The organism is Clostridium pasteurianum BC1 (genome assembly GCF_000389635.1).
Taxonomy (GTDB): Bacteria; Bacillota; Clostridia; order Clostridiales; family Clostridiaceae; genus Clostridium_I; species Clostridium_I pasteurianum_A.
In genome coordinates this window covers 3,570,797-3,591,855 of the sequence record NC_021182.1, presented here as the reverse complement: position 1 = coordinate 3,591,855, position 21,059 = coordinate 3,570,797, and the positions used below count along the sequence as shown (strand labels likewise).

The window sequence follows — 21,059 nt, the reverse complement described above, 5'->3', positions numbered from 1 at the left end:
CTATTTAATGGGAGTTTGTAATTTGGGCAAATTTGGAACAATTATACAGAAATGTATTGCGGTTAATTATAAAATAAACAGAGTTTTTACATTTTAATAAAATTTTCATTTGTTTGAAATATTCTTGAATTTTGAAAAGAATTTTGCAATTTATTTTTTTATAGTGTTATAATTAATTCATATTTACATAAATAATAAAAGAGTACTAGCAAATGAGGGAGTGAATATTGTTGATAAATAATAAAAGAAAATGGGTAATATGTACTGTAGCCATATTAATAATAACAAATATACTGGCCTTTAGCATTGGAAATAGAGTTTCTTTAAGCTTACCTAATGGAAATGTAGAGATAAGCAAAGCCAATTTAGATGAAGTGCTAAAATTTCAAAAATTGTTTGCAGTGAGAGATCAATTATATAAATATTATGATGGTAAAATTGATGATAATGCATTGCTAAATGGTGCTATTAAGGGTATGACTAATGCACTTAATGATCCTTATACAGTATTTATGGATGCCAATGAAACTAAATCATTTAATACTCAAATTCAAGGCCAAGAGTATGTGGGAATTGGTATTCAGGTAGAAAATAGGGATAATAAAGTAACTGTTAATGCCGTGTTCGATGGTTCCCCAGCAGAAAAAGCTGGTATAAAGGCAGGGGATGCTATAGTTAAGATAGATGGAACAGCCATTGCTGGAGCAGATCTTAATAAAGCGGTTTCTATGATGAAAGGTAAGGAAAATACAAACGTAACCTTAACTATAGCAAGAACGGGAAGAGATAATTTTGATGTTATTGCCCAAAGGAAAAAAATTGCGTATAATACAGTCACTGGACAGATGCTGTCAAATAATATTGGATACATAGATATATCTATGTTTGATGAAAATACTGGAGAAAATTTTGATAAGAAATTACAGGAACTTAAGGCTGCTGGTATGAAAGGTTTGATTTTAGATTTAAGAGATAATGGTGGCGGAGTTTTAGATGATTGTTTAAAAGTTGCATCAAACTTTATAGATAAGGGAAAGACTGTAGTCTATACTGTGGATAAGAATAATAAAAAACAAATTTATAAATCAGAAGGCGGAAGTACTGTGGGCATTCCACTGGTAGTACTTACAAATGGTAATACTGCCAGTGCTTCGGAAATATTTTCTGGTGCAATAAAAGACTATAAAGCGGGTACGTTAATTGGTGAAAAAACTTTTGGTAAGGGCGTAGTTCAAACTACCTTTAATACTGGAGATAATACTCAATTAAAAGTGACAATATCAAAGTGGTATACTCCATTAAATGAAAATATAAATCATAATGGATTTCAGCCTGATATTGAAGTGAAGTATCCACAGGATCTACTAAATAAGCCTTATGATAGGAATTCAGATCCACAATTTCAAAAGGCTTTGGAAGTAATCAATAGTAAAGTTAAGTAATTTATTCAGCTAAAGCTGAAATAATGACTTCAGATGCTATAAACATTTTCATCTGAAGTCATAGATATAGGCATCTTCAAATAATAACTAGCCAGTATGCTAGTCTATTTTGTATCATACTACGTCAACAGAATCCTCTGATAGCATCACTATCATCAGAACCTGTTTCCTTGTACGATACAAGATATATGTTGCATCTTTGACTTGTTATTTATTTTCAGATGCCTTAATTGTGAGATAATCACAGGGTAAAGTAGTTTGGTGAGAGGGGAATTTTATTTTCATGGATATTGCATTATATGTACTTAGATCTATTTCTCAAGTAATAATTACACCACCATACGTTTTTATACTTCTTATGTTAGCATTTATACTATACACAAGAAATAAAAAGACTGTTATGATGCAGAAGATGATAATAGGTGAGAAAATGAACTCATCTTTTGAATTAACTATATCTCAGATAGTACTTGGTATACTTGCAGGCACTGTGGCCAGTTTGATAATTTCTTATTTGGGAATAGTATTTATTAGTGAAGCAACTATAGCTTTATTGTTTATGATATCTATCATACTGATGGTATTTGGAAATAGATTTATATGTTTTTCCTATTCTGCTGGAATACTGTCACTAATAAGTGTTGGTATACAGTTTATAGAATCAGTCTATCACATAAGTATACCTCAATTTGATTTTTTAAAGGTAGATGTGGTAATGATAATTTCGCTTGTGGCTGTATTACATATGATAGAAGGAGTACTTGTAATTATAGATGGAGATAGAGGAACCATACCTGTGTTTACTAATAAAAACAATACTATAATAGGCGGTTTTGCCATTAAGAGATATTGGGTAATACCTGTAGCGTTAATGTTTATTATGAATAGTCAAAATATTTCAGGCGGATCTGAGACAGCTATACCAACCTGGTGGCCCATAATTAGATCCATCAGTTATAATTTAATAAAGGACGCAGTCATTGGATTTTTTGCCTTCTATGGTGTAATAGGATACAATTCTATAACTTTTACAAAGACCAAGAAAGAAAAAGTAATATCATCAGGAATGGGAATATCAATTTATGGTATTGTGCTATTATTAGTCTCACAGTTGGGAAAAATAAATTTAGGCGCTGAATTTTTAGTTGCTATTTTTGCACCGGTGGCTCATGAAATAATGCTTAAAATTCAAGATTATATAGAAGCAAAAGGGAAGCCGAGATATGTAAGTACAGATGATGGACTTATGGTATTAGAAGTAGCCCCCTTTTCTCCAGCTTTTGAAATGGGAATTAAAAGTGGAGATGTGCTGGTGGAAGTAAATGATAAAAAAATAGTAAGTGAACAGGATATGTTGGAAGCTTTAAATAATGTATCCACATTTATATGGCTTAAGATAAAAACTGTTCAGGGAAAATTGGAACAGGTAAATTATAATAAGATGAACAAAAGTAAAAGATTAGGTATAGTTTTTGTTCCAAGGATGATTCCAAAGGATAGTATAGTTATGAAGTTTGATAGAAGTTCCTTTCAAGACACTTTGGAAAAAGTAAAAAAAGAAAAAGAAGATAAAGAAGATAAAGAAGATAGAAAATAATTATATGGGGGGATGTGCTCCCATTAATTTTATATAATTTTAATTTGTAATAGTGAGAAAAGACGAATTAAGTAACTTCATATAAATAATTTGACAATATTATATTCAGAGTGTAAAATTATTGTACGAACAAACGTTCAATGGAGGTTATATATGGGTGAATTTAAGATACATTCAAAATTTAAGCCTACTGGAGATCAACCAGCAGCCATAGATAAATTGGTAGAAGGAGTTAAGAATGGTAATAAATTTCAAACTCTTCTTGGGGTTACAGGTTCAGGAAAAACTTTTACCATGGCTAATATAATTGAAAAATTGCAAAAACCAACTTTAGTTTTAGCACATAATAAAACTTTAGCAGCACAGTTGTGCTCTGAATTTAGAGAGTTTTTTCCGGATAGTGCAGTGGAATATTTTGTATCCTATTATGATTACTATCAGCCAGAGGCCTATGTTCCTCAAACGGATACCTATATAGAAAAAGATGCATCCATAAATGATGAAATAGATAAACTTAGGCATTCGGCTACATCTGCCCTTTTTGAGAGAAAAGATGTGGTGATTGTAGCTTCAGTTTCCTGTATTTATGGACTGGGTAATCCTGATGAATATAAAAAATTATCTATTTCTCTAAGAGAAGGCATGGAAAAAGACAGAGATCAGGTATTAAAGAAACTTATAGAAATTCAATATGAGAGAAATGAGATAAATTTTATAAGAGGAACATTTAGGGTGAGGGGAGATACCTTGGATATTTTTCCTGCATCTTCTACCAACAAGGGTATAAGAGTGGAATTTTTTGGTGATGAGATTGACAAAATAAAAGAGTTTGATGTGTTAACAGGAAATATAATAGGAACATTAAAGCATGCAGTTATTTTTCCTGCATCTCACTTTGCTACTTCAAGAGATAGATTAGAAATAGCTATAAACAAAATAGAACTCGAGCTGGAAAAGAGACTTAAAGAACTTACAGCAGAAGATAAGCTTTTAGAGGCACAAAGACTTAAGCAGAGAACGAATTTTGATATAGAAATGATGAGAGAGGTTGGTTATTGTACTGGCATTGAAAACTATTCCAGAATCATGGATGGTAGAACGGCAGGGGAACCACCTAAGACTCTTATAGACTATTTTCCAGAGGATTTCTTACTTTTTATTGATGAAAGTCATGTAACCCTTCCACAGGTTAAAGCTATGTATGGTGGAGATAGGTCAAGAAAAAATACTCTTGTAGACTATGGATTTAGACTTCCTTCTGCTTTTGATAATAGACCACTTAGATTTGAAGAATTTGAAAAAAAATTTCATGATATAGTTTTTGTAAGTGCCACACCAGCAAAATACGAATTAGAACATTCAACTAATATAGCAGAACAGGTAATAAGACCTACTGGATTACTAGATCCTGAAATTGTTGTACTGCCTGTTAAAGGCCAGATAGATGATTTATATGCAAAGATAAATGAAACTATAGACAGAGGATTTAGAATATTAGTTACCACTTTAACTAAAAAAATGGCTGAGGATTTAACAGATTATTTAAAGGGAATGAATATTAAAACTAGATATATGCATTCTGACATAGAGACTATAGAGAGAATGAAAATAATTCAAGGACTTAGAAAAAAAGAATTTGATGTTTTAGTTGGAATAAATCTTCTAAGAGAGGGCCTTGATATACCTGAGGTAGCTTTAGTGGCAATATTGGATGCAGATAAAGAAGGATTTTTAAGATCAGAGACATCACTTATTCAGACCATAGGAAGAGCAGCGAGAAATTCTGAAAGCAAGGTTATAATGTATGCGGATACCATAACACGATCTATGGATAAAGCTATAAGTGAAACTAATAGAAGAAGGACTATTCAGATCCAATATAATAAAGACAATGGAATTATACCTACTACTGTAAAAAAGGCCATAAGAGATATATTGGAAATATCTAAAGTCGCAGAAGAAAAAGCTGAATATAATAGTTTAGAAGAAGCAGTAAGTGCAAATAATGATAATATCGAGAAACTTATTAATAAGTACGAAGATGAAATGAAGCAGGCAGCTAAGGATCTTCAGTTTGAGAGAGCTGGGGAACTTAGAGATATAGTTTTTGGGCTGAAAAAAAAGCTGAAGAAAAGTGAAAACAATATGAGAAGAACTAATAAATTAAAAGGTTAGTACTTTTTCATTACTGAATAAGGAGTGAAATACTTTGCAGGATAAAATAGTTATTAAAGGTGCTAAGGTAAATAATTTGAAAAATGTAGATCTTACGATACCTAGAGATAAATTTGTTGTGTTTACGGGACTATCAGGATCAGGAAAATCTTCCTTGGCTTTCGATACACTTTATGCAGAAGGACAAAGGAGATATGTGGAATCTCTGTCTTCCTATGCAAGACAGTTTTTAGGGCAAATGGATAAGCCTGACGTGGAATACATTGAGGGACTTTCTCCTGCTATATCCATTGATCAAAAGACTACAGGCAGGAACCCTAGATCTACAGTTGGAACGGTTACAGAAATATATGACTATTTAAGACTCCTTTATTCTAAAATAGGTACACCTCATTGTCCTAAATGTGGTAAGGAAATAAAACAGCAGACTGTTGATCAAATGGTAGATAGGATTTTGGAATTTCCCGAGAAGACAAAAATACAGATATTAGCTCCTATAATAAGAGGAAGAAAAGGGGAGCATGCAAAGGTATTTGAAAATATTAAAAAGAATGGTTTTGTAAGAGTAAGAGTTGATGGAGAGATTCAGGAAATTGAAGGAGAAGACATCAAACTGGAAAAAAATAAAAAACATTACATAGATGCTATAGTAGATAGAATTGTAGTTAAAGAAGGGATAGAGGGAAGACTTACAGATTCGTTGGAAACAGCCTTAAAACTTGCAGAGGGTATGGTTATAGTAAATATAGTGGGTGAAGAGGATATGCTATTTAGTGAGAACTTTGCTTGTACAGATTGTGGAATCAGTATTGGAGAACTTGCTCCTAGAATGTTTTCCTTTAATTCACCCTTTGGAAAATGCGACAGATGTGATGGACTTGGTACTCTTATGGAGATTGATGAAGATTTAGTTATACCAAATAGAGAGAAAAGTATAGCAGAAGGTGCTATAGCTCCCTGGGGAGAGGGAAGATTAAAAGAGGACTCATGGACTTACAGCATTCTCACAGCTCTTCAGAAAAAATATAATTTTAGTATTGATACACCTATAAAAGAGTTGGATCCTAAGATAGTGGACATTATACTTCATGGAACCAAAGGTGAAAAGCTTGTGGTTTATTATAATAAAGATGATCAGAACATGCAATTTAATCATAAATATGAAGGTATTGTAAATGAACTTAGAAGAAGATATATGGAAAGTGGCTCTGATTATATAAAAGGTGAAATAGAAAATTATATGAGTGACAATCCATGTCCAAAATGTAAAGGAGCCAGACTTAAACCAGAAGTATTGGCAGTTACTGTAGGTGGTAAAAATATATTTGAATTTTGTAGTTTGCCCATTAGAGATGAACTTGCTTTTATAAATAATATTGAGTTAAGTGAAAAAGATAAAATAATAAGCAGTCAGATAGTAAAAGAAATACAAAGCAGGTTAAAATTTTTAATTGATGTAGGTTTAGATTATTTAAATCTTACAAGAGCAGCTAGAACACTTTCAGGGGGAGAATCTCAGAGAATTAGGCTTGCAACTCAAATAGGATCAAGTCTTGTGGGGGTTCTATATATACTTGATGAACCCAGTATTGGACTTCATCAAAGGGATAATGATAAGTTAATAGCAACTATGAAGCATTTAAGAGATATAGGAAATACTCTTGTAGTAGTTGAGCATGACGAAGATACTATAAGGGAAGCCGATTTCGTAGTTGATGTAGGACCAGGAGCCGGTGAGCATGGTGGAGAAATAGTTGCAGCTGGCACTTTGGAGGATATTAAAAAATGCAAAAAATCTATAACGGGTCAGTATCTTATTGGAGATAAAAAAATAGATGTGCCACAGAAAAGAAGAAAACACAATGAAGATTTTATTAAAGTGATTGGTGCTAAAGAAAATAATCTGAAAAATGTAAAAGTAGATTTTCCAATAGGAATATTTACCTGTGTAACTGGTGTTTCTGGTTCAGGAAAGAGCACGCTTGTAAATGAAATATTGTTTAAAGGACTTAATAAAAAGATAAATAATAGTAAAGCCAACCCTGGAAAGCACAAGGAAATACAAGGGATAGAAAATATTGATAAAATAATAGATATAGATCAAAGTCCTATTGGAAGAACGCCAAGATCTAATCCAGCTACATATACTGGCGTATTTGATATAATAAGAGAATTGTTTTCTGTGACTAACGATGCCAAAATGAGAGGCTACAAACCTGGAAGATTTAGTTTTAATGTTAAAGGTGGAAGGTGTGAAGCCTGTAAGGGCGATGGAATTATAAAAATAGAAATGCAGTTTCTCTCAGATGTATATGTTCCCTGTGAAGTATGTAAGGGAAAAAGGTATAATAGAGAAACACTAGAGATAAAATATAAGAATAAGAATATAGATGATGTACTTAATATGACTGTAGAAGAAGCTGTAAAATTCTTTGAAAATATACCTAGAATTAAGAATAAATTAGAAACTTTGATGGATGTTGGAATGGGATATGTAAGACTTGGCCAGCCTTCCACACAGCTTTCCGGAGGAGAGGCTCAAAGGATAAAGCTTGCCTATGAACTTTCAAAAAGAAGCACGGGAAAAACTCTTTATATATTAGATGAACCTACCACAGGGCTTCATATAGATGATGTAAATAGACTCATTGCAATACTTCAAAGACTTGTGGATGCTGGAAACACTGTTGTGGTCATAGAACATAATTTAGATGTAATAAAATGTGCAGATTATATTATTGACTTGGGACCAGAGGGTGGAGAAAAAGGTGGGAACATATTGTGCACAGGTACTCCGGAAGACATAGTAAAAAATAATTTATCCTATACAGGACAATATTTAAAAAAAATGCTATAATTGTACTAGGACTAGCATGAATAATTATGCTAGTCCTTTATATTACAACTGCAAGAAGGTGAAATGTTTGTTACTAAATAATTTATACATAGGAGCGTTATTAGATAGCTCAGGCCTTAGTAAATTAAGTTTAATCTTTAAAATAATCATTATTGCAATAATATACTTAATAATTGCCTTTGCACTTAGGATAATGTATAAGGATATGAAAAATGGTGATAAGAAGCAGGCGAAAAGTAAAAAGACCTTTGGATTAGAAGTTATAGATGGTGGAATGAGTAATATGATGAGAAAGGGTTCAGTAATACCGATAAATAGGGAAGTTACTATTGGAAGGAAAGAGGATAATACAGTTGTTCTTTCTGAAGAGTATATATCGGGACATCATGCTAAAATTTACCTGAAAAATAATAATTACATACTGGAAGATTTGAAAAGTACAAATGGTACAACAATAAATGGTGAAAAGGTATATGAAAAAGTGTATATTCGTTCAGGAGACAGAATAGAGATAGGAACTATTGTATTTAAGGTAATAGGATAGGTGAGTTATGGATAGTATAAAAGAAGAAAAAAGATTACTTAGAGTCACATATCTTTTTTGTATAGTAAGTTTTTTAAATTTATTTTTAATAAAAACTCCTTTTGACAAATCAGCGCTAATCATAGGTGCAGTTATATGTGTACTAATGGGTTATGCCAATTTTATAGTAAGAAAGTTTTTCCCGGATGGTGATAAATATGTTCTTATCTTTGCCTGTATACTTTCCAGTATAGGTATGGTGATGATATATAGATTAAAACCTACGGATGCCATAAAGCAAATTGTATTTTTTGTAATAGGTATTGTATGTTTTATTCTAATAGTAGTGCTATTGCCAGAACTAAAAAAATATGTAAAGTTCAGATATGCTTATCTTGCTTTAACTTTGATATTTATAGCTATGCCTACTTTTATAGGAGCAGCTGATATAAATGGGTCACAGAACTGGGTTCATTTTCATGGATTTAGTTTTCAGCCGTCGGAGTTTGCTAAATTATTTTTAATTGCCTATTTAGCATCGGCCTTCAGTAAGTATAAGAACTTTAAGCAGCTTATTGAACCTGCATTTATAGTTATGGTTACACTTGGATTTTGTGTATTGCAAAAGGATCTTGGTTCAGCTTTGATATTTTTTGCTATATCTGTAACTATGTTATACATTTGTACCTCTAAATTTAAGTATATAATAATTTGCTTCATTCTATTTGCTGTAGGAGCTTTTATAAGCTATAAACTATTTGCTCATGTTAGACTTAGAGTTATGATTTGGCAAAACCCTTGGCCGTATAAATCAAATCAAAGTTATCAAGTAGTGCAATCAATGTACTCAATAGCTTGGGGAGGTTTATTTGGAACGGGTTTGGGACTTGGATATCCAGGCTTTGTTCCTATAAATGATTCAGATTTTATATTTGCTTCCATAAGTGAAGAAATGGGTGTACTTATGGGATTTGCCATAATGATTTTATACTTTTTGCTCTTTTACAGATGTATGAGAGCAGCCTTATTTACAGAAGATAAATTTTCAAGGCTTTTAGCTGTAGGATATAGTGCAATGATAGGAGCTCAGGTATTAGTAATAGTGGGAGGCGTTACGAATATGATTCCCCTTACCGGTATTACGCTACCTTTAGTAAGTTATGGAGGAACTTCTATGATTATCACCTTTATGGCACTGGGAATACTGCAAAAGATTTCAGAAGGAGGAGATAGAAGTGAATGATATTTCAATTGGAATAAAGAAGGTATTGTTTGTTTTTCTATTATTATTTGTAGTTGTTATATCATATGTTGCTTACTTTGAAATATATGTGGCTCCTAAAATTGTTAATAATACGGATAATAAAAGACTTTGGGCTAAGAGAAATGAAGTTCTGAGAGGAACTATTTACGATAGGAATAAAGTTGCACTTACAAAAAGTTCAAGAGTCAATGCCTTAACTCAAAATAGGGAATATACTGGTGGGGCCGTATTTGCACATGTATTAGGTTACGTTAATCCAAGCTATGGAATAACTGGTCTTGAAGCAAAATATGATCAGTATCTTATGGGTGCTAATGATTTAAGTATTAGTCAGTACTTACAGGAGCTTATAGCCAATAAAGGCTCAATGAAACCAGAAGATAAAAAGGGCGATGATCTTATAACTACCTTGGACAGTAATGTGCAAAAACAGGCTTATAATTTATTGTCAAATAGTGGTAAAAGAGGCGCGGTGGTTGCACTTAATCCTAAAACTGGTGAAATATTAGCTATGGTATCAGCACCCTCCTTTGATCCAAATGATAGCGCATTGACCAAAGAGTGGAAATCAATAAATAGTGATAAAAATAGACCGCTGTTAAATAGAGCTGTATCCGGTCTATATCCACCTGGCTCTACCTTTAAGACAGTTACAGCTATAAGTGCATTGGAAAATATTAATGGTGTTATGAATCAAACCTTTAATGATACTGGTGGACTTAGATTTAATTCAAAGTATGTACTTAGTAATTTTAATGGAGAAGTATTAGGAAATTTAAGCTTCAAAGATGCCTATGTACATTCCAGTAATCAGGTATTTGGAACTATAGGTCTAAATTTAGGTAATAATAAATTAAAAAAGACTGCAGAAGATTTTTATTTCAATAAGGATATACCTAGTGATGGTATTGTTATAGATAAAAGCAGATTTCCTACCTTTGCTTCTAATGAACAGGGAAATATTGCACAAAGTGCTATAGGTCAGAGTCAGGATCTTGCTACTCCAATGCAGATGGCATTGATAGCAAGTACTATAGCAAATAATGGAGTAATGATGAAACCTCATCTTGTTAATTCTGTTATATCCAGCACGGGAAACACTATAATGACCTATAATCCTGAAAGTATAGGAACTATTACTACGCCACAAGTAGCAGCCACTATGAAGGAGTTTATGAGAGGTGTTGTAACAGATGGTACAGGAGTGAATGCAGATATAAGTGGATTAAATGTTTGTGGAAAAACTGGTACAGCAGATCATCAAGATACGGAAAATGCAAGCCCACATTCATGGTTTATTGGCTTTGCACCAATGGAAGATCCTAAGATTGCAGTAGCTGTAATAGTTGAAGATGGAGGTCAGGGCGGTATTCAGGCGGCTAAAATAGCAGCTGGAGTTATAAAGACATCACTTTTAAAATAGACTAATAATAACACAAGGTATCCTTGAATAAATAACTAGCATTATTTAACTGTTATTTATTTACGGTGCTTAAACAAAGGAGAAATACATGACGGGAAAGACTCATGCAGGAGTGGGAGCAGCTGTGGGAATTGCATTGAGCAGTGAGATACCTGGCAAACTAAGTATAATGGCTATAGTAGTTGTAGTTATTTCTGCACTTTTGCCAGATATAGATCATCCTAAGAGCATATTTAATAGATATATACTGCCAGTAAAAAGTAAACTGGTAAAAATAATTGTATACGGAAGTATAGGATTGGCATTGATAATGTTTAATACATTTTATATAAATATACCCGAACTTACGGTGACTGGAATAGTACTAGTTATTGTTGCATTTTCATCGCATAGGACAGGATTTACACATAGTATAGTAGGTATGATAATATTAGCATTTATAGCAAATTATATGAGTTCAAGATATAATCATATATATTTAGTGTATTATTTTATTGTAGGATACAGCAGTCATATTATAGGTGATATGTTTACTAACAGAGGTGTTCCTCTGTTTTATCCTTTAAAGAATAAAAATATAAAATTTCCTTTTACATTTAGAGTTGGTTCAAATAATGGAAAGTTTATTGAAGACGCTATAATTATTGTTTCAGTTTTATATATAGTTTATAGGCTGCCAATGCTTTTGAAGCTAAAATAGGGGGTAGACCAATGTTTGATTTCAGTTATCAGTTAAAGCTTTTGCCTGATAAGCCAGGAGTCTATCTTATGAAAAACTCTCTAGGTGAAATTATATATGTAGGTAAGGCTAAAATTTTAAAGAATAGAGTTAGACAGTATTTTCAAAGTTCAAAAAATCATTCTGAAAAGGTAAAGGCTATGGTAAAAAATATAGCTGAATTTGAATATATTGTTACAGACTCAGAAATAGAAGCTTTGATTTTGGAATGTAATCTTATAAAGAAATACAAACCAAGATATAATATTTTACTTAAGGATGATAAACACTATCCATTTATAAAAATAACTACAAATGAAGATTTTCCAAGAATATTTGTAACAAGAATTATTGCAAAGGATGGAGCAAAGTATTTTGGACCCTATGTAGATGTTTCGGCAGTATATGAAACTATGGAGCTTATAAAAAAGATATTTCCCATAAGAACCTGTAAAAGAGTTATAAAGGAGAAGGGTGATATCACAAGACCATGTCTAAATTATCATATAAATTTGTGCACTGCTCCTTGTGCAGGATTTATAGATAAAGAAGATTACGGTAAAACCGTAGCAGAAATTACTAATATTTTAAATGGTAAGGATAGTATGGTGCTTAGGCAGCTTAAAGTTGATATGGAGAAGGCTTCAGAAGAACTGGAATTTGAGAAAGCGGCTGCTTTGAGAGATAAAATTGCTGCTCTAGAGAAAATAAGAGAAAAACAGAAGATAATGACAGGAAGTTTTGAAAATGAGGATTTCATAAATCTGGACAGTGATGAAATGGATAGCTGCGTAAATATATTTTTTTTAAGAAATGGAAAGATAGTCGGAAGAGAGCATTTTATGCTTGAAAATACCTCTGGAGAAAACAAAGCGGTAATTATTTCACAGTTTATTAAAGAGTTCTATGGTGGAACGGCTTTTGTACCTAAAACTATATATGTACCAGAGATATTGGAAACAGAACTTTTAGAACAGTGGCTTACCATGAAAAGGGGATCAAAGGTGGAACTTAGAATTCCACAAAAGGGTGACAAAAAGAATTTGCTGGAGATGGTAAAGAAAAATGCCACTGCCACTCTGGATCAATTCAAGTTAAAGCTAATGCAAGATAAAGCACTACATAAAGAAACTTTAAAGGATTTAGCTCATATATTAAATCTTGAAGATTTACCGCATAGAATTGAAGCCTATGATATTTCTAATATTCAAGGAGTTGATTCTGTTGGTTCCATGATAGTGTTTGAAAATGGAAAAGCAAAAAATAGTGACTATAGACGTTTTAAAATTAAAACAGTTAAGGGTGCCAATGATTATGATAGTATGAGAGAAATTCTTACAAGAAGATTTAAAAGAGGCCTGGATGAAGTTAAAGCTATAGAAGAGAAAAATTTAGCATTAAGTGCAGGTAAATTTTGTGTTTTCCCTGATCTTATACTTATGGATGGTGGACTTGGACAAATTAATATAGCCTTAGAGGTTTTGAGAAATTTAAATATAGATATACCTGTCTGCGGTATGGTTAAGGATGATAAACACAATACAAGAGGACTCATATACAATAATGAAGAACTATACTTAAAGAAAAGCTCTAATGTAATACATTTTATCACAAGGATTCAAGATGAAGTTCACAGATTTGCTATAAGCTACCATAGAAGTCTTAGAGATAAAAGGATTCTTCACTCAATATTAGAGGATATACCAAATATAGGGGCTAAGAGAAGGAAGGAACTTCTAAAAAAATTTGGAAGTATTGAAAATATAAAGAAGGCTTCTTATAAGGAGTTAGTGGATACTGATTCAATTGATACAAAGGCAGCAAATAGTATATTAGATTATTTCAATAAGGCATCTTCGAAAAATGATTAGCTAGTATGATAATCTATTTTACGCCATACTGCGTCAATAGAATATCTTGTTATTTATTTTCAGATGCTAAATCAAAATAGTTGAAATTATCGTAAAAGGTCTAAAAAGGTATAATTATAAGTTAAATTAAACAATAAATTATTTGGGAAATAAAATAAATTTAAAGATTTTATCCTTGATTACAATAGAAGTATAGATTATACTATTTTTTATATAAATATTTTTGAGGAGATTCAATATGAAGCATTTAAATGATTTTTTGATTAAACTACGCAGAATAATAGATGAAAAAAACATAGAACTTAATGCTAAAATGAAAGAACATACTTCATTTAAAGTAGGCGGTCCTGTAGATGTACTTGTTACCCCTATTGATTATAATGAAATAATTAATATAATAAAATTATGCAAGGATTATAAGGTTCCTTTTTATATAATAGGCAATGGATCCAATTTATTAGTTAAGGATGGGGGTATTAGAGGAGTCGTAATTAAACTTACAAAATTAGATAAGATTTCTGTAGATGGTGAAAAAATAAATGCCCAGGGGGGCGCTACCATAGCAGGAACAAGTAGGGTGGCTAGAGATGAAAGTCTTACTGGATTAGAATTCGCCTGCGGAATTCCAGGAAGTATAGGTGGAGCTTTGGCTATGAATGCAGGTGCTTATGATGGAGAAATGTCTATGGTTGTAGAGAGTTCATTAGTATTAGATGGACATGGAAATTTTTTGCATTTAAATAAAGAACAATTGGAACTTGAATATAGAATGAGTGCCATATTAAAAAATAATTATGTAGTTTTAGAAGTTACTTTCCAACTTAAGAAAGGTGATTATAAAAAAATTAAAAATAGAATAGATGAACTTATGCAAAGAAGAAGAGAAAAGCAGCCCTTGGAGTATGCTTCAGCAGGAAGTACCTTTAAAAGACCAACTGGACATTTTGCAGGAAAACTTATTCAGGATAGTGGACTAAAGGGAAAATCAGTAGGAGATGCTGAAGTATCGATGAAACATTCTGGATTTATAATAAATAAAGGTAATGCTAAAGCAAGAGATATACTTGATTTAATAGAAATAGTACAGAATACTGTTAAAGAAAAATTTAATGTAGAGCTTCATCCAGAGGTAAGAATAATTGGAGAAGAGGAAGATGAAAAAAGCAATTGAATTTTTACAATTAATAGGCTGGGAGGTTGTATAATGGGGAAAATAAAAAACATATCATTGATAGGATTAGGAGCTATTGGCTGTGCTTATGGCAGCAAGCTATATGACATGAATCCTGAGGCTGTAAAAGTTATAGCAGGTGGTGAAAGGGCAAAAAAATATAGAGAAAATGGATTTTTTATTAATGGTAAAAAATACGATTTTCAATATGTAACCCCAGAAGAAAAGTGTGAGCCAGCAGATTTAATTATAGTAGCTGTAAAGTCAAACCAGTTACATAAGGCCATAGAAGATATTACAAATCATGTGGGTGAAAATACTATTATTTTATCATTATTAAATGGAATCACCAGTGAAGAGATAATTGGCAGCACCTTTGGAATGGATAAAATATTATATTCACTATGTGTTGCTATTGATGCTAATCGCGATAAAAATAATATCAATTTCTCCAGTTACGGAAATATAACCTTTGGAGAAAAAAGTAATACTAATTATTCACAAAGAGTTATGGCAGTAAAAGAACTTTTTGAAAAAGCTAGTATACCCTATGTAATTCCAGAAGATATGATGCACGCTCTATGGTGGAAATTTATGATTAATGTTGGTATAAATCAATGTTCAGCAGTATTAAAGGCTAAATATGGTGTTTTTCAAACTAACATTGAAGCAAGAAATCTTATGGATTCAACCATGATGGAAGTAGTAAAATTATCAGAGAAAACAGGTGTAAATTTAAATAAGGATGATATTAAAAAGTGGTATGAAGTATTATATAATATGAATCCAAACAGCAGAACTTCAATGCTTCAGGATATTGAAAGCGGAAGGAAAACAGAAGTAGATATATTTGCAGGTACGGTATGTGAACTTGGAAATAAATATAAACTGGATACTCCTGTAAATAGAACATTGTATAATATAATAAAGGTAATTGAAAATAAAGAAAATTAATTGAAGGGTTGTTCTTAATATGAAAACTTTAAGGATAACCTTTATTTTGTATTTGTTAAAAATTCTTTTATGGCTGTGGAAGTGCTACAGCAGGTAGCCGTCAGACAAATAACAAGTTAAAGATGATTAAATTTAAAAAATATAGAATTTTCATGGTTAGTAGGTTTATGTTATAATTATAAGGCAATTATAATATTTTTATTTTATAAATAGATTAATTAAACAATATACAATTAATACATATATAGTTTATTGTAAATACACAATAATATAATAGCAATTAATAAAATACATGGATATTAAATAAGTAAAGATAGTATTAGGAAGGCAGGTGAAAATCCTGATTTATTAATATCAAATAAAGTTTATTTGATATTAATAAATCAGGCCTTTATGAGATTTGTAATTGTTACAGGATTATCAGGAGCGGGAAAAACTCATGCAATAAGAAGTTTAGAAGATTTGGGATATTTTTGTGTAGATAATTTGCCACCTACGCTAATATCAAAGTTTGCAGAAGCCTGTTTTCAAGCCGAAGGGAAAATAGATAGAATTGCATTAGTTATAGATATAAGAGGTGGAGAATTCTTTCATGACTTATTTGACAATCTTAGCAAGCTTGAAGATGCAGGATATAAATATGAGATATTATTTTTAGATGCCAGTGACGAAGTGCTTGTAAAAAGATATAAGGAGTCAAGAAGAAAACACCCTCTTGCACCCCAGGGAAGGGTTATAACAGGTATTGAACTGGAACGATTAAAATTAAAACAAGTAAGAAATAGAGCCAATAATGTCATAGACACTTCTAATCTTACTACTCGAGAACTGCGTGAAAAAATAACTGAAATATATGAGCAGGAAGGACAAATGGAGACACAGCTAATTGTAACAGTATTGTCTTTTGGCTTTAAATATGGAATACCTGTGGATTCTGATTTGGTTTTTGATGTGAGATTTTTGCCAAACCCATTTTACATACCAGATTTAAAAAATTTCTCGGGAAATGATAAGCAGGTAAGTGATTATGTACTTGGTTTTGAGGAAACCAGAGTATTTATTGATAAACTCTCTGATATGCTTGAATATTTAATTCCACATTATTTAAAGGAGGGGAAAAGACAGCTTATAGTTTCCATTGGTTGTACTGGTGGGAGGCATAGATCTGTTACTATAGCAAATTCTATTTATGAAAAGCTAAAGGCTGCCAATTATAACGTCAATGTAGACCACCGGGATATCAATGAAGATGTAAATAAAGGTGGTAAAAAATTATGAAGATAATAGATTGGATTAGACCAGGTATTAAGGTCAAAAGATGGGTAATGCTTGGAATCATGGGCATTATGCTTATTACCTTTGGTTTAGCTGAAATTATCAATAAAAGCAGATTCTACAGCTATGAATATTCGGCATATTATATATTTTTAGTAATAAGCGGGGCTTTTATACTTTATATGTCAGTGACTCAGGGAATGAAATCTATTATTGCCTTAATAAACAAAGGATATTTAAATGTATCTTTAGATTCCAGAAAACTCGGGAATCTCATATATGAAAAAAGATTACTTGTAAAAGGACCTAAAATTGTTGCTATTGGTGGAGGAACAGGGCTTTCTACCATGCTTAGAGGTTTAAAATATTATACCTCCAATATAACTGCTATTGTTACAGTGGCAGATGATGGTGGCGGATCTGGAGATTTAAGAGAAGATCTTGGTATGCTTCCACCAGGGGATATAAGAAACTGCATTTTAGCCTTATCAGACACCGAACCTTTAATGGAAGAACTTTTACAATATAGGTTTAAAGATGGTAGACTTAAAAACCAAAGCTTTGGTAATTTATTTCTTGCAGCTATGGACGGATTGTCAAGTAATTTTGAAGAGGCAGTAAGAAAAATGAGCTCTGTTTTGGCAGTAACTGGTAGGGTGGTACCTGTAACCTTAGAAAATGTAACTTTAAGGGCAGAACTAAAAAATGGTGTTATAGTGGAGGGTGAATCAAATATACCGGAAGCTGTAAAGCAATATGAAAGTGCTATTGAGAGAATATTTATAAACCCTGAAGATGTAAGAGCATTAAAGGAGGCAATTGAAGCAATAACAGAGGCTGATGCAATAATACTGGGGCCAGGAAGCCTTTATACCAGTGTAATTCCAAATCTTTTGGTGAAGGATATATCTTCTGCACTTCAAAAAACAAAAGCTTTGAAGCTATATGTTTCTAATATAATGACCCAACCGGGGGAAACAGATGGATATTCTGTTTCTGATCATATAAAAGCCATATACAAGCATGGAGGAGAAGGTATAGTAGATTATACGGTTATTAATACTGAAAAAATAGATGAAGTACTTCAGGATAAATATCTTGAAAAGACTTCAGAATTAGTTAATATTGATGAAGATATATTAAAAAAAATGGGAGTAGGGACAGTAAAAGGTAATTTTATAAAGATTAAAAATGGATATGTTAGACATGATTCAGATAGATTAGCGGATATATTGGTTGAAACAATTATGGATAAAAAATTATTTTATGATAGAAAGAAAATTATTGAATATTTCTATTTATCTGAGAGGTTGAAAGAAAATAAAGCATCTGAAAAGAAAAAATAATAGGGAGTAGAATAAATATGTCGTTTTCATCCAAGGTAAAAAGCGAAATTTGCAGGTTTACCGATTTTTCAAAAAAAGAAGCTGTAGCAGAATTATCAGCTATAATGAAAGCAAGTGGTACACTTTCGTTGATAGGAAATAAGAAAATAAGTTTCAGGATTATTACAGAAAACCCTGCAATAGCGAGACTAATATTTAAATTGTTAAAAGATCATTTTAATATACATACAAAGCTTATGGTGAAAAAAAGCAATTCTTTAAAGAAAAATAATGTATATATAGTTCACATAAGTGAGGAAATGGGCATAAGAAATATTTTAAAAGAAGTAGGAGTATTAAAGGAATGTGATGGTATTATATCAATAGATTATAGCATTCCGAAGAGAATAGTTGGAGAAGAGGACTGTAAAAAATTATATATCAGAGGGGCTTTTTTAGGTGGAGGGAGCATTAGCAACCCTGAGAAGACCTATCACCTAGAATTTGTTACTCATAATGAAGATTACTCAAGGGAACTTAGCAAGATAATTAATGACTTTGGTTTAAATTCTAAAGTTATACAGAGAAAAAGCAGTTTTATAGTATATGTAAAAGAGGGAGAGCAAATAGTAGATTTATTGAATATAATTGGTGCTCACAGCAGTCTTTTGGAACTTGAAAATATAAGGATAATGAAAGAAATGAGAAATAATGTAAATAGACTTGTTAACTGTGAAACTGCCAATCTTAGCAAAACGGTTAATGCAGCAGTAAGGCAAGTGGAAAGTATAAAGCTTATTCAAAGAGAAATTGGACTTTCAAGACTTCCAAAGAACCTTAAGGAAATAGCAGAAATTAGATTGAATTTTCCAGATGAATCACTTAAGGAATTAGGTCAAATGCTTAATCCAACTGTGGGAAAATCAGGAGTTAATCATAGACTTAGGAGAATTGAAAAAATTGCAGGAGAACTCAAAAGAGAGGGAAGATAAAAATTTATGTCTAAACATCAAGATATTATAAATTATGTACTTTCACTTAAAGCAGGTACTAAAATATCTGTCAGGAGTATAGCAAATGAACTTTCAGTTAGTGAGGGCACTGCTTATAGGGCAATTAAAGAATGCGATTCCATGGGTATTGTTACTACTATACCGAGAGTTGGCACAATTAAGATTGATAAGGTAGAGAAAAAGAGTATTGAAATTTTAACCTATGCAGAAGTTGTAAATATAGTTGAAGGTACAATACTTGGAGGGAAAAATGGCATTTATAAAACTCTAGATAAATTTTTAATAGGTGCAATGACCTATGATGCTGCGAAAAAATACATTAGTCCGGAGTCACTTATAATTGTAGGTAACAGAGAAGATATTCAAAGTCTTGCCCTTATGAACAATTGTGCCGTTTTAATAGCAGGAAGCTTTGGATGTACGGAAACCATAAAACAGCTTGCAAACGAAAAAGAACTGCCAGTAATATCTTCTTCCTATGATAGTTTTACTATCGCAACTATGATTAACAAAGCCATATCAGAAAGCCTTATAAAAAAAGATATTATTTTAGTAGAGGACATTATGGAATCAGAAGTGAATTATATGAGTGCAGAAGATTCGGTAGGAAGCTGGAGAGAACGATTAAGAACTACTAAACGTGATAAATATTTAATACTTGACCGTAATAAGAAAATAGTAGGAGTAATTACTCTTAAAGACATAGATATAGACATAGAAAATGATGAAGTTATAAGTAAGTTTATGAATAAGGATATAATGACCGTTGCTCCAAAGACTACAGTGGCCTATACAGCTCATATTATGGGATGGGGTGGTGTAGAATTAGCTTTAGTAATGGAGGACAGGAGATTAGTTGGCATAGTAGATAGAGAAGATGTTATAAAGGCACTACAGTATGCATTGAGACAGCCACAGGTGGGAGAAACTCTTGAAGATATCATACTTAAAAACTTTCAATATGAATATAATGCTTTAGGAAAAATGCATTTTAATGGTAAAATAATAGCTGAAATGTTAGATGTTATAGGAACAGCCTCCTGGAGTTCTTTAAATATGCTATTATCTACTATGGGAATTATGACATTGAGGCAGAAAAACAATATAAATGTTTCTGTGGATAGTATTACCACTTATTTTATGAAGCCAGTTCAAATGGATAGTGTTATTGATGTATATACTGAAATAATAGATTTGGGAAGAAGTTTTTCTAAAGTACAGGTAGATATGTTTGATTGCAATAAGGAATTAATTTCCAAACTCATGTTATCTGCTAAAGTACTTAAAAAATAGACTTATTATTACATGCCTTATGTGATAATTATCTCATAAAGGACATATTGAATAGAAATAGGTTACTACATATTGTAAAAAATTGATCTATAAATACTGTAATGTTATTATATTTCTACTAGTGTAGATTATGAAAATCAAATTAATAAGGAGGAATT

Annotated in this window: 15 protein-coding genes; all 15 read left to right on the top strand. The window is 31.8% G+C overall.

Going from position 1 to position 21,059, the window contains the following annotated elements; genetic code table 11:
* The first annotated feature begins 233 nt into the window (after positions 1-233).
* The 15 genes from CLOPA_RS16965 (at position 234) to CLOPA_RS16895 (ending at position 20,901) form a co-directional block, all read left to right on the top strand.
* Positions 234-1,442, top strand: a complete 1,209-nt coding sequence (locus tag CLOPA_RS16965; RefSeq protein WP_172638652.1) for a S41 family peptidase — start codon at positions 234-236, stop codon at positions 1,440-1,442.
* A gap of 283 nt (positions 1,443-1,725) precedes the next feature.
* Positions 1,726-3,039 carry a PDZ domain-containing protein gene (locus CLOPA_RS16960; RefSeq protein ID WP_015616655.1) on the top strand — a complete coding sequence of 438 codons (1,314 nt, stop codon included), beginning with the start codon at positions 1,726-1,728 and terminating at the stop codon, positions 3,037-3,039.
* 153 nt (positions 3,040-3,192) lie between these two features.
* Positions 3,193-5,214 carry an excinuclease ABC subunit UvrB gene (gene uvrB, locus CLOPA_RS16955; protein WP_015616654.1) on the top strand — a complete coding sequence of 674 codons (2,022 nt, stop codon included), beginning with the start codon at positions 3,193-3,195 and terminating at the stop codon, positions 5,212-5,214.
* Between the two features lie 34 nt (positions 5,215-5,248).
* On the top strand, positions 5,249-8,071 hold the full coding sequence (gene uvrA, locus CLOPA_RS16950; protein WP_015616653.1) for an excinuclease ABC subunit UvrA: 2,823 nt from the start codon (positions 5,249-5,251) through the stop codon (positions 8,069-8,071).
* 67 nt (positions 8,072-8,138) lie between these two features.
* Entirely contained in the window at positions 8,139-8,615 is a 477-nt protein-coding gene (locus tag CLOPA_RS16945; RefSeq protein WP_155241933.1) for an FHA domain-containing protein, read from the top strand.
* A gap of 7 nt (positions 8,616-8,622) precedes the next feature.
* The gene (locus tag CLOPA_RS16940; protein ID WP_015616651.1) at positions 8,623-9,837 is read left to right on the top strand and encodes an FtsW/RodA/SpoVE family cell cycle protein; all 1,215 of its coding nucleotides are present in this window, start codon (positions 8,623-8,625) and stop codon (positions 9,835-9,837) included.
* Complete coding sequence (locus CLOPA_RS16935; RefSeq protein ID WP_015616650.1) at positions 9,830-11,281, top strand: peptidoglycan D,D-transpeptidase FtsI family protein; 1,452 nt, start codon at positions 9,830-9,832, stop codon at positions 11,279-11,281. The genes CLOPA_RS16940 and CLOPA_RS16935 overlap by 8 nt, the downstream gene beginning before the upstream one ends.
* A gap of 88 nt (positions 11,282-11,369) precedes the next feature.
* Positions 11,370-11,981 carry a metal-dependent hydrolase gene (locus tag CLOPA_RS16930; protein ID WP_015616649.1) on the top strand — a complete coding sequence of 204 codons (612 nt, stop codon included), beginning with the start codon at positions 11,370-11,372 and terminating at the stop codon, positions 11,979-11,981.
* An 11-nt stretch (positions 11,982-11,992) separates the two neighbouring features.
* On the top strand, positions 11,993-13,870 hold the full coding sequence (gene uvrC, locus CLOPA_RS16925; protein ID WP_015616648.1) for an excinuclease ABC subunit UvrC: 1,878 nt from the start codon (positions 11,993-11,995) through the stop codon (positions 13,868-13,870).
* Positions 13,871-14,108: 238 nt separating this feature from the next.
* Positions 14,109-15,041, top strand: a complete 933-nt coding sequence (murB, locus tag CLOPA_RS16920; RefSeq protein ID WP_015616647.1) for a UDP-N-acetylmuramate dehydrogenase — start codon at positions 14,109-14,111, stop codon at positions 15,039-15,041.
* A gap of 33 nt (positions 15,042-15,074) precedes the next feature.
* Positions 15,075-15,995, top strand: coding sequence for a ketopantoate reductase family protein (locus tag CLOPA_RS16915; RefSeq protein ID WP_015616646.1), 921 nt, complete (start codon positions 15,075-15,077; stop codon positions 15,993-15,995).
* 393 nt (positions 15,996-16,388) lie between these two features.
* A complete protein-coding gene (gene rapZ, locus CLOPA_RS16910; protein WP_015616645.1) occupies positions 16,389-17,273 on the top strand; it encodes an RNase adapter RapZ in 885 nt (294 codons plus the stop codon).
* Positions 17,270-18,616: a gluconeogenesis factor YvcK family protein gene (locus tag CLOPA_RS16905; RefSeq protein WP_015616644.1), complete on the top strand. Its 1,347-nt coding sequence runs from the start codon at positions 17,270-17,272 to the stop codon at positions 18,614-18,616. The genes rapZ and CLOPA_RS16905 overlap by 4 nt, the downstream gene beginning before the upstream one ends.
* A gap of 17 nt (positions 18,617-18,633) precedes the next feature.
* Positions 18,634-19,587: a DNA-binding protein WhiA gene (gene whiA, locus CLOPA_RS16900; RefSeq protein WP_015616643.1), complete on the top strand. Its 954-nt coding sequence runs from the start codon at positions 18,634-18,636 to the stop codon at positions 19,585-19,587.
* A gap of 6 nt (positions 19,588-19,593) precedes the next feature.
* Positions 19,594-20,901: a DRTGG domain-containing protein gene (locus CLOPA_RS16895; RefSeq protein ID WP_015616642.1), complete on the top strand. Its 1,308-nt coding sequence runs from the start codon at positions 19,594-19,596 to the stop codon at positions 20,899-20,901.
* Positions 20,902-21,059: the final 158 nt, after the last annotated feature.

Excerpts from the sequence above, each read along its gene's own strand:
- CLOPA_RS16960 (WP_015616655.1), top strand. The coding sequence starts at position 1,726 with ATGGATATTGCATTATATGTACTTAGATCTATTTCTCAAGTAATAATT.
- uvrB (WP_015616654.1), top strand. The coding sequence starts at position 3,193 with ATGGGTGAATTTAAGATACATTCAAAATTTAAGCCTACTGGAGATCAA.
- CLOPA_RS16940 (WP_015616651.1), top strand. The coding sequence starts at position 8,623 with ATGGATAGTATAAAAGAAGAAAAAAGATTACTTAGAGTCACATATCTT.
- CLOPA_RS16930 (WP_015616649.1), top strand. The coding sequence starts at position 11,370 with ATGACGGGAAAGACTCATGCAGGAGTGGGAGCAGCTGTGGGAATTGCA.
- uvrC (WP_015616648.1), top strand. The coding sequence starts at position 11,993 with ATGTTTGATTTCAGTTATCAGTTAAAGCTTTTGCCTGATAAGCCAGGA.
- murB (WP_015616647.1), top strand. The coding sequence starts at position 14,109 with ATGAAGCATTTAAATGATTTTTTGATTAAACTACGCAGAATAATAGAT.
- CLOPA_RS16915 (WP_015616646.1), top strand. The coding sequence starts at position 15,075 with ATGGGGAAAATAAAAAACATATCATTGATAGGATTAGGAGCTATTGGC.
- rapZ (WP_015616645.1), top strand. The coding sequence starts at position 16,389 with ATGAGATTTGTAATTGTTACAGGATTATCAGGAGCGGGAAAAACTCAT.
- CLOPA_RS16905 (WP_015616644.1), top strand. The coding sequence starts at position 17,270 with ATGAAGATAATAGATTGGATTAGACCAGGTATTAAGGTCAAAAGATGG.
- whiA (WP_015616643.1), top strand. The coding sequence starts at position 18,634 with ATGTCGTTTTCATCCAAGGTAAAAAGCGAAATTTGCAGGTTTACCGAT.
- CLOPA_RS16895 (WP_015616642.1), top strand. The coding sequence starts at position 19,594 with ATGTCTAAACATCAAGATATTATAAATTATGTACTTTCACTTAAAGCA.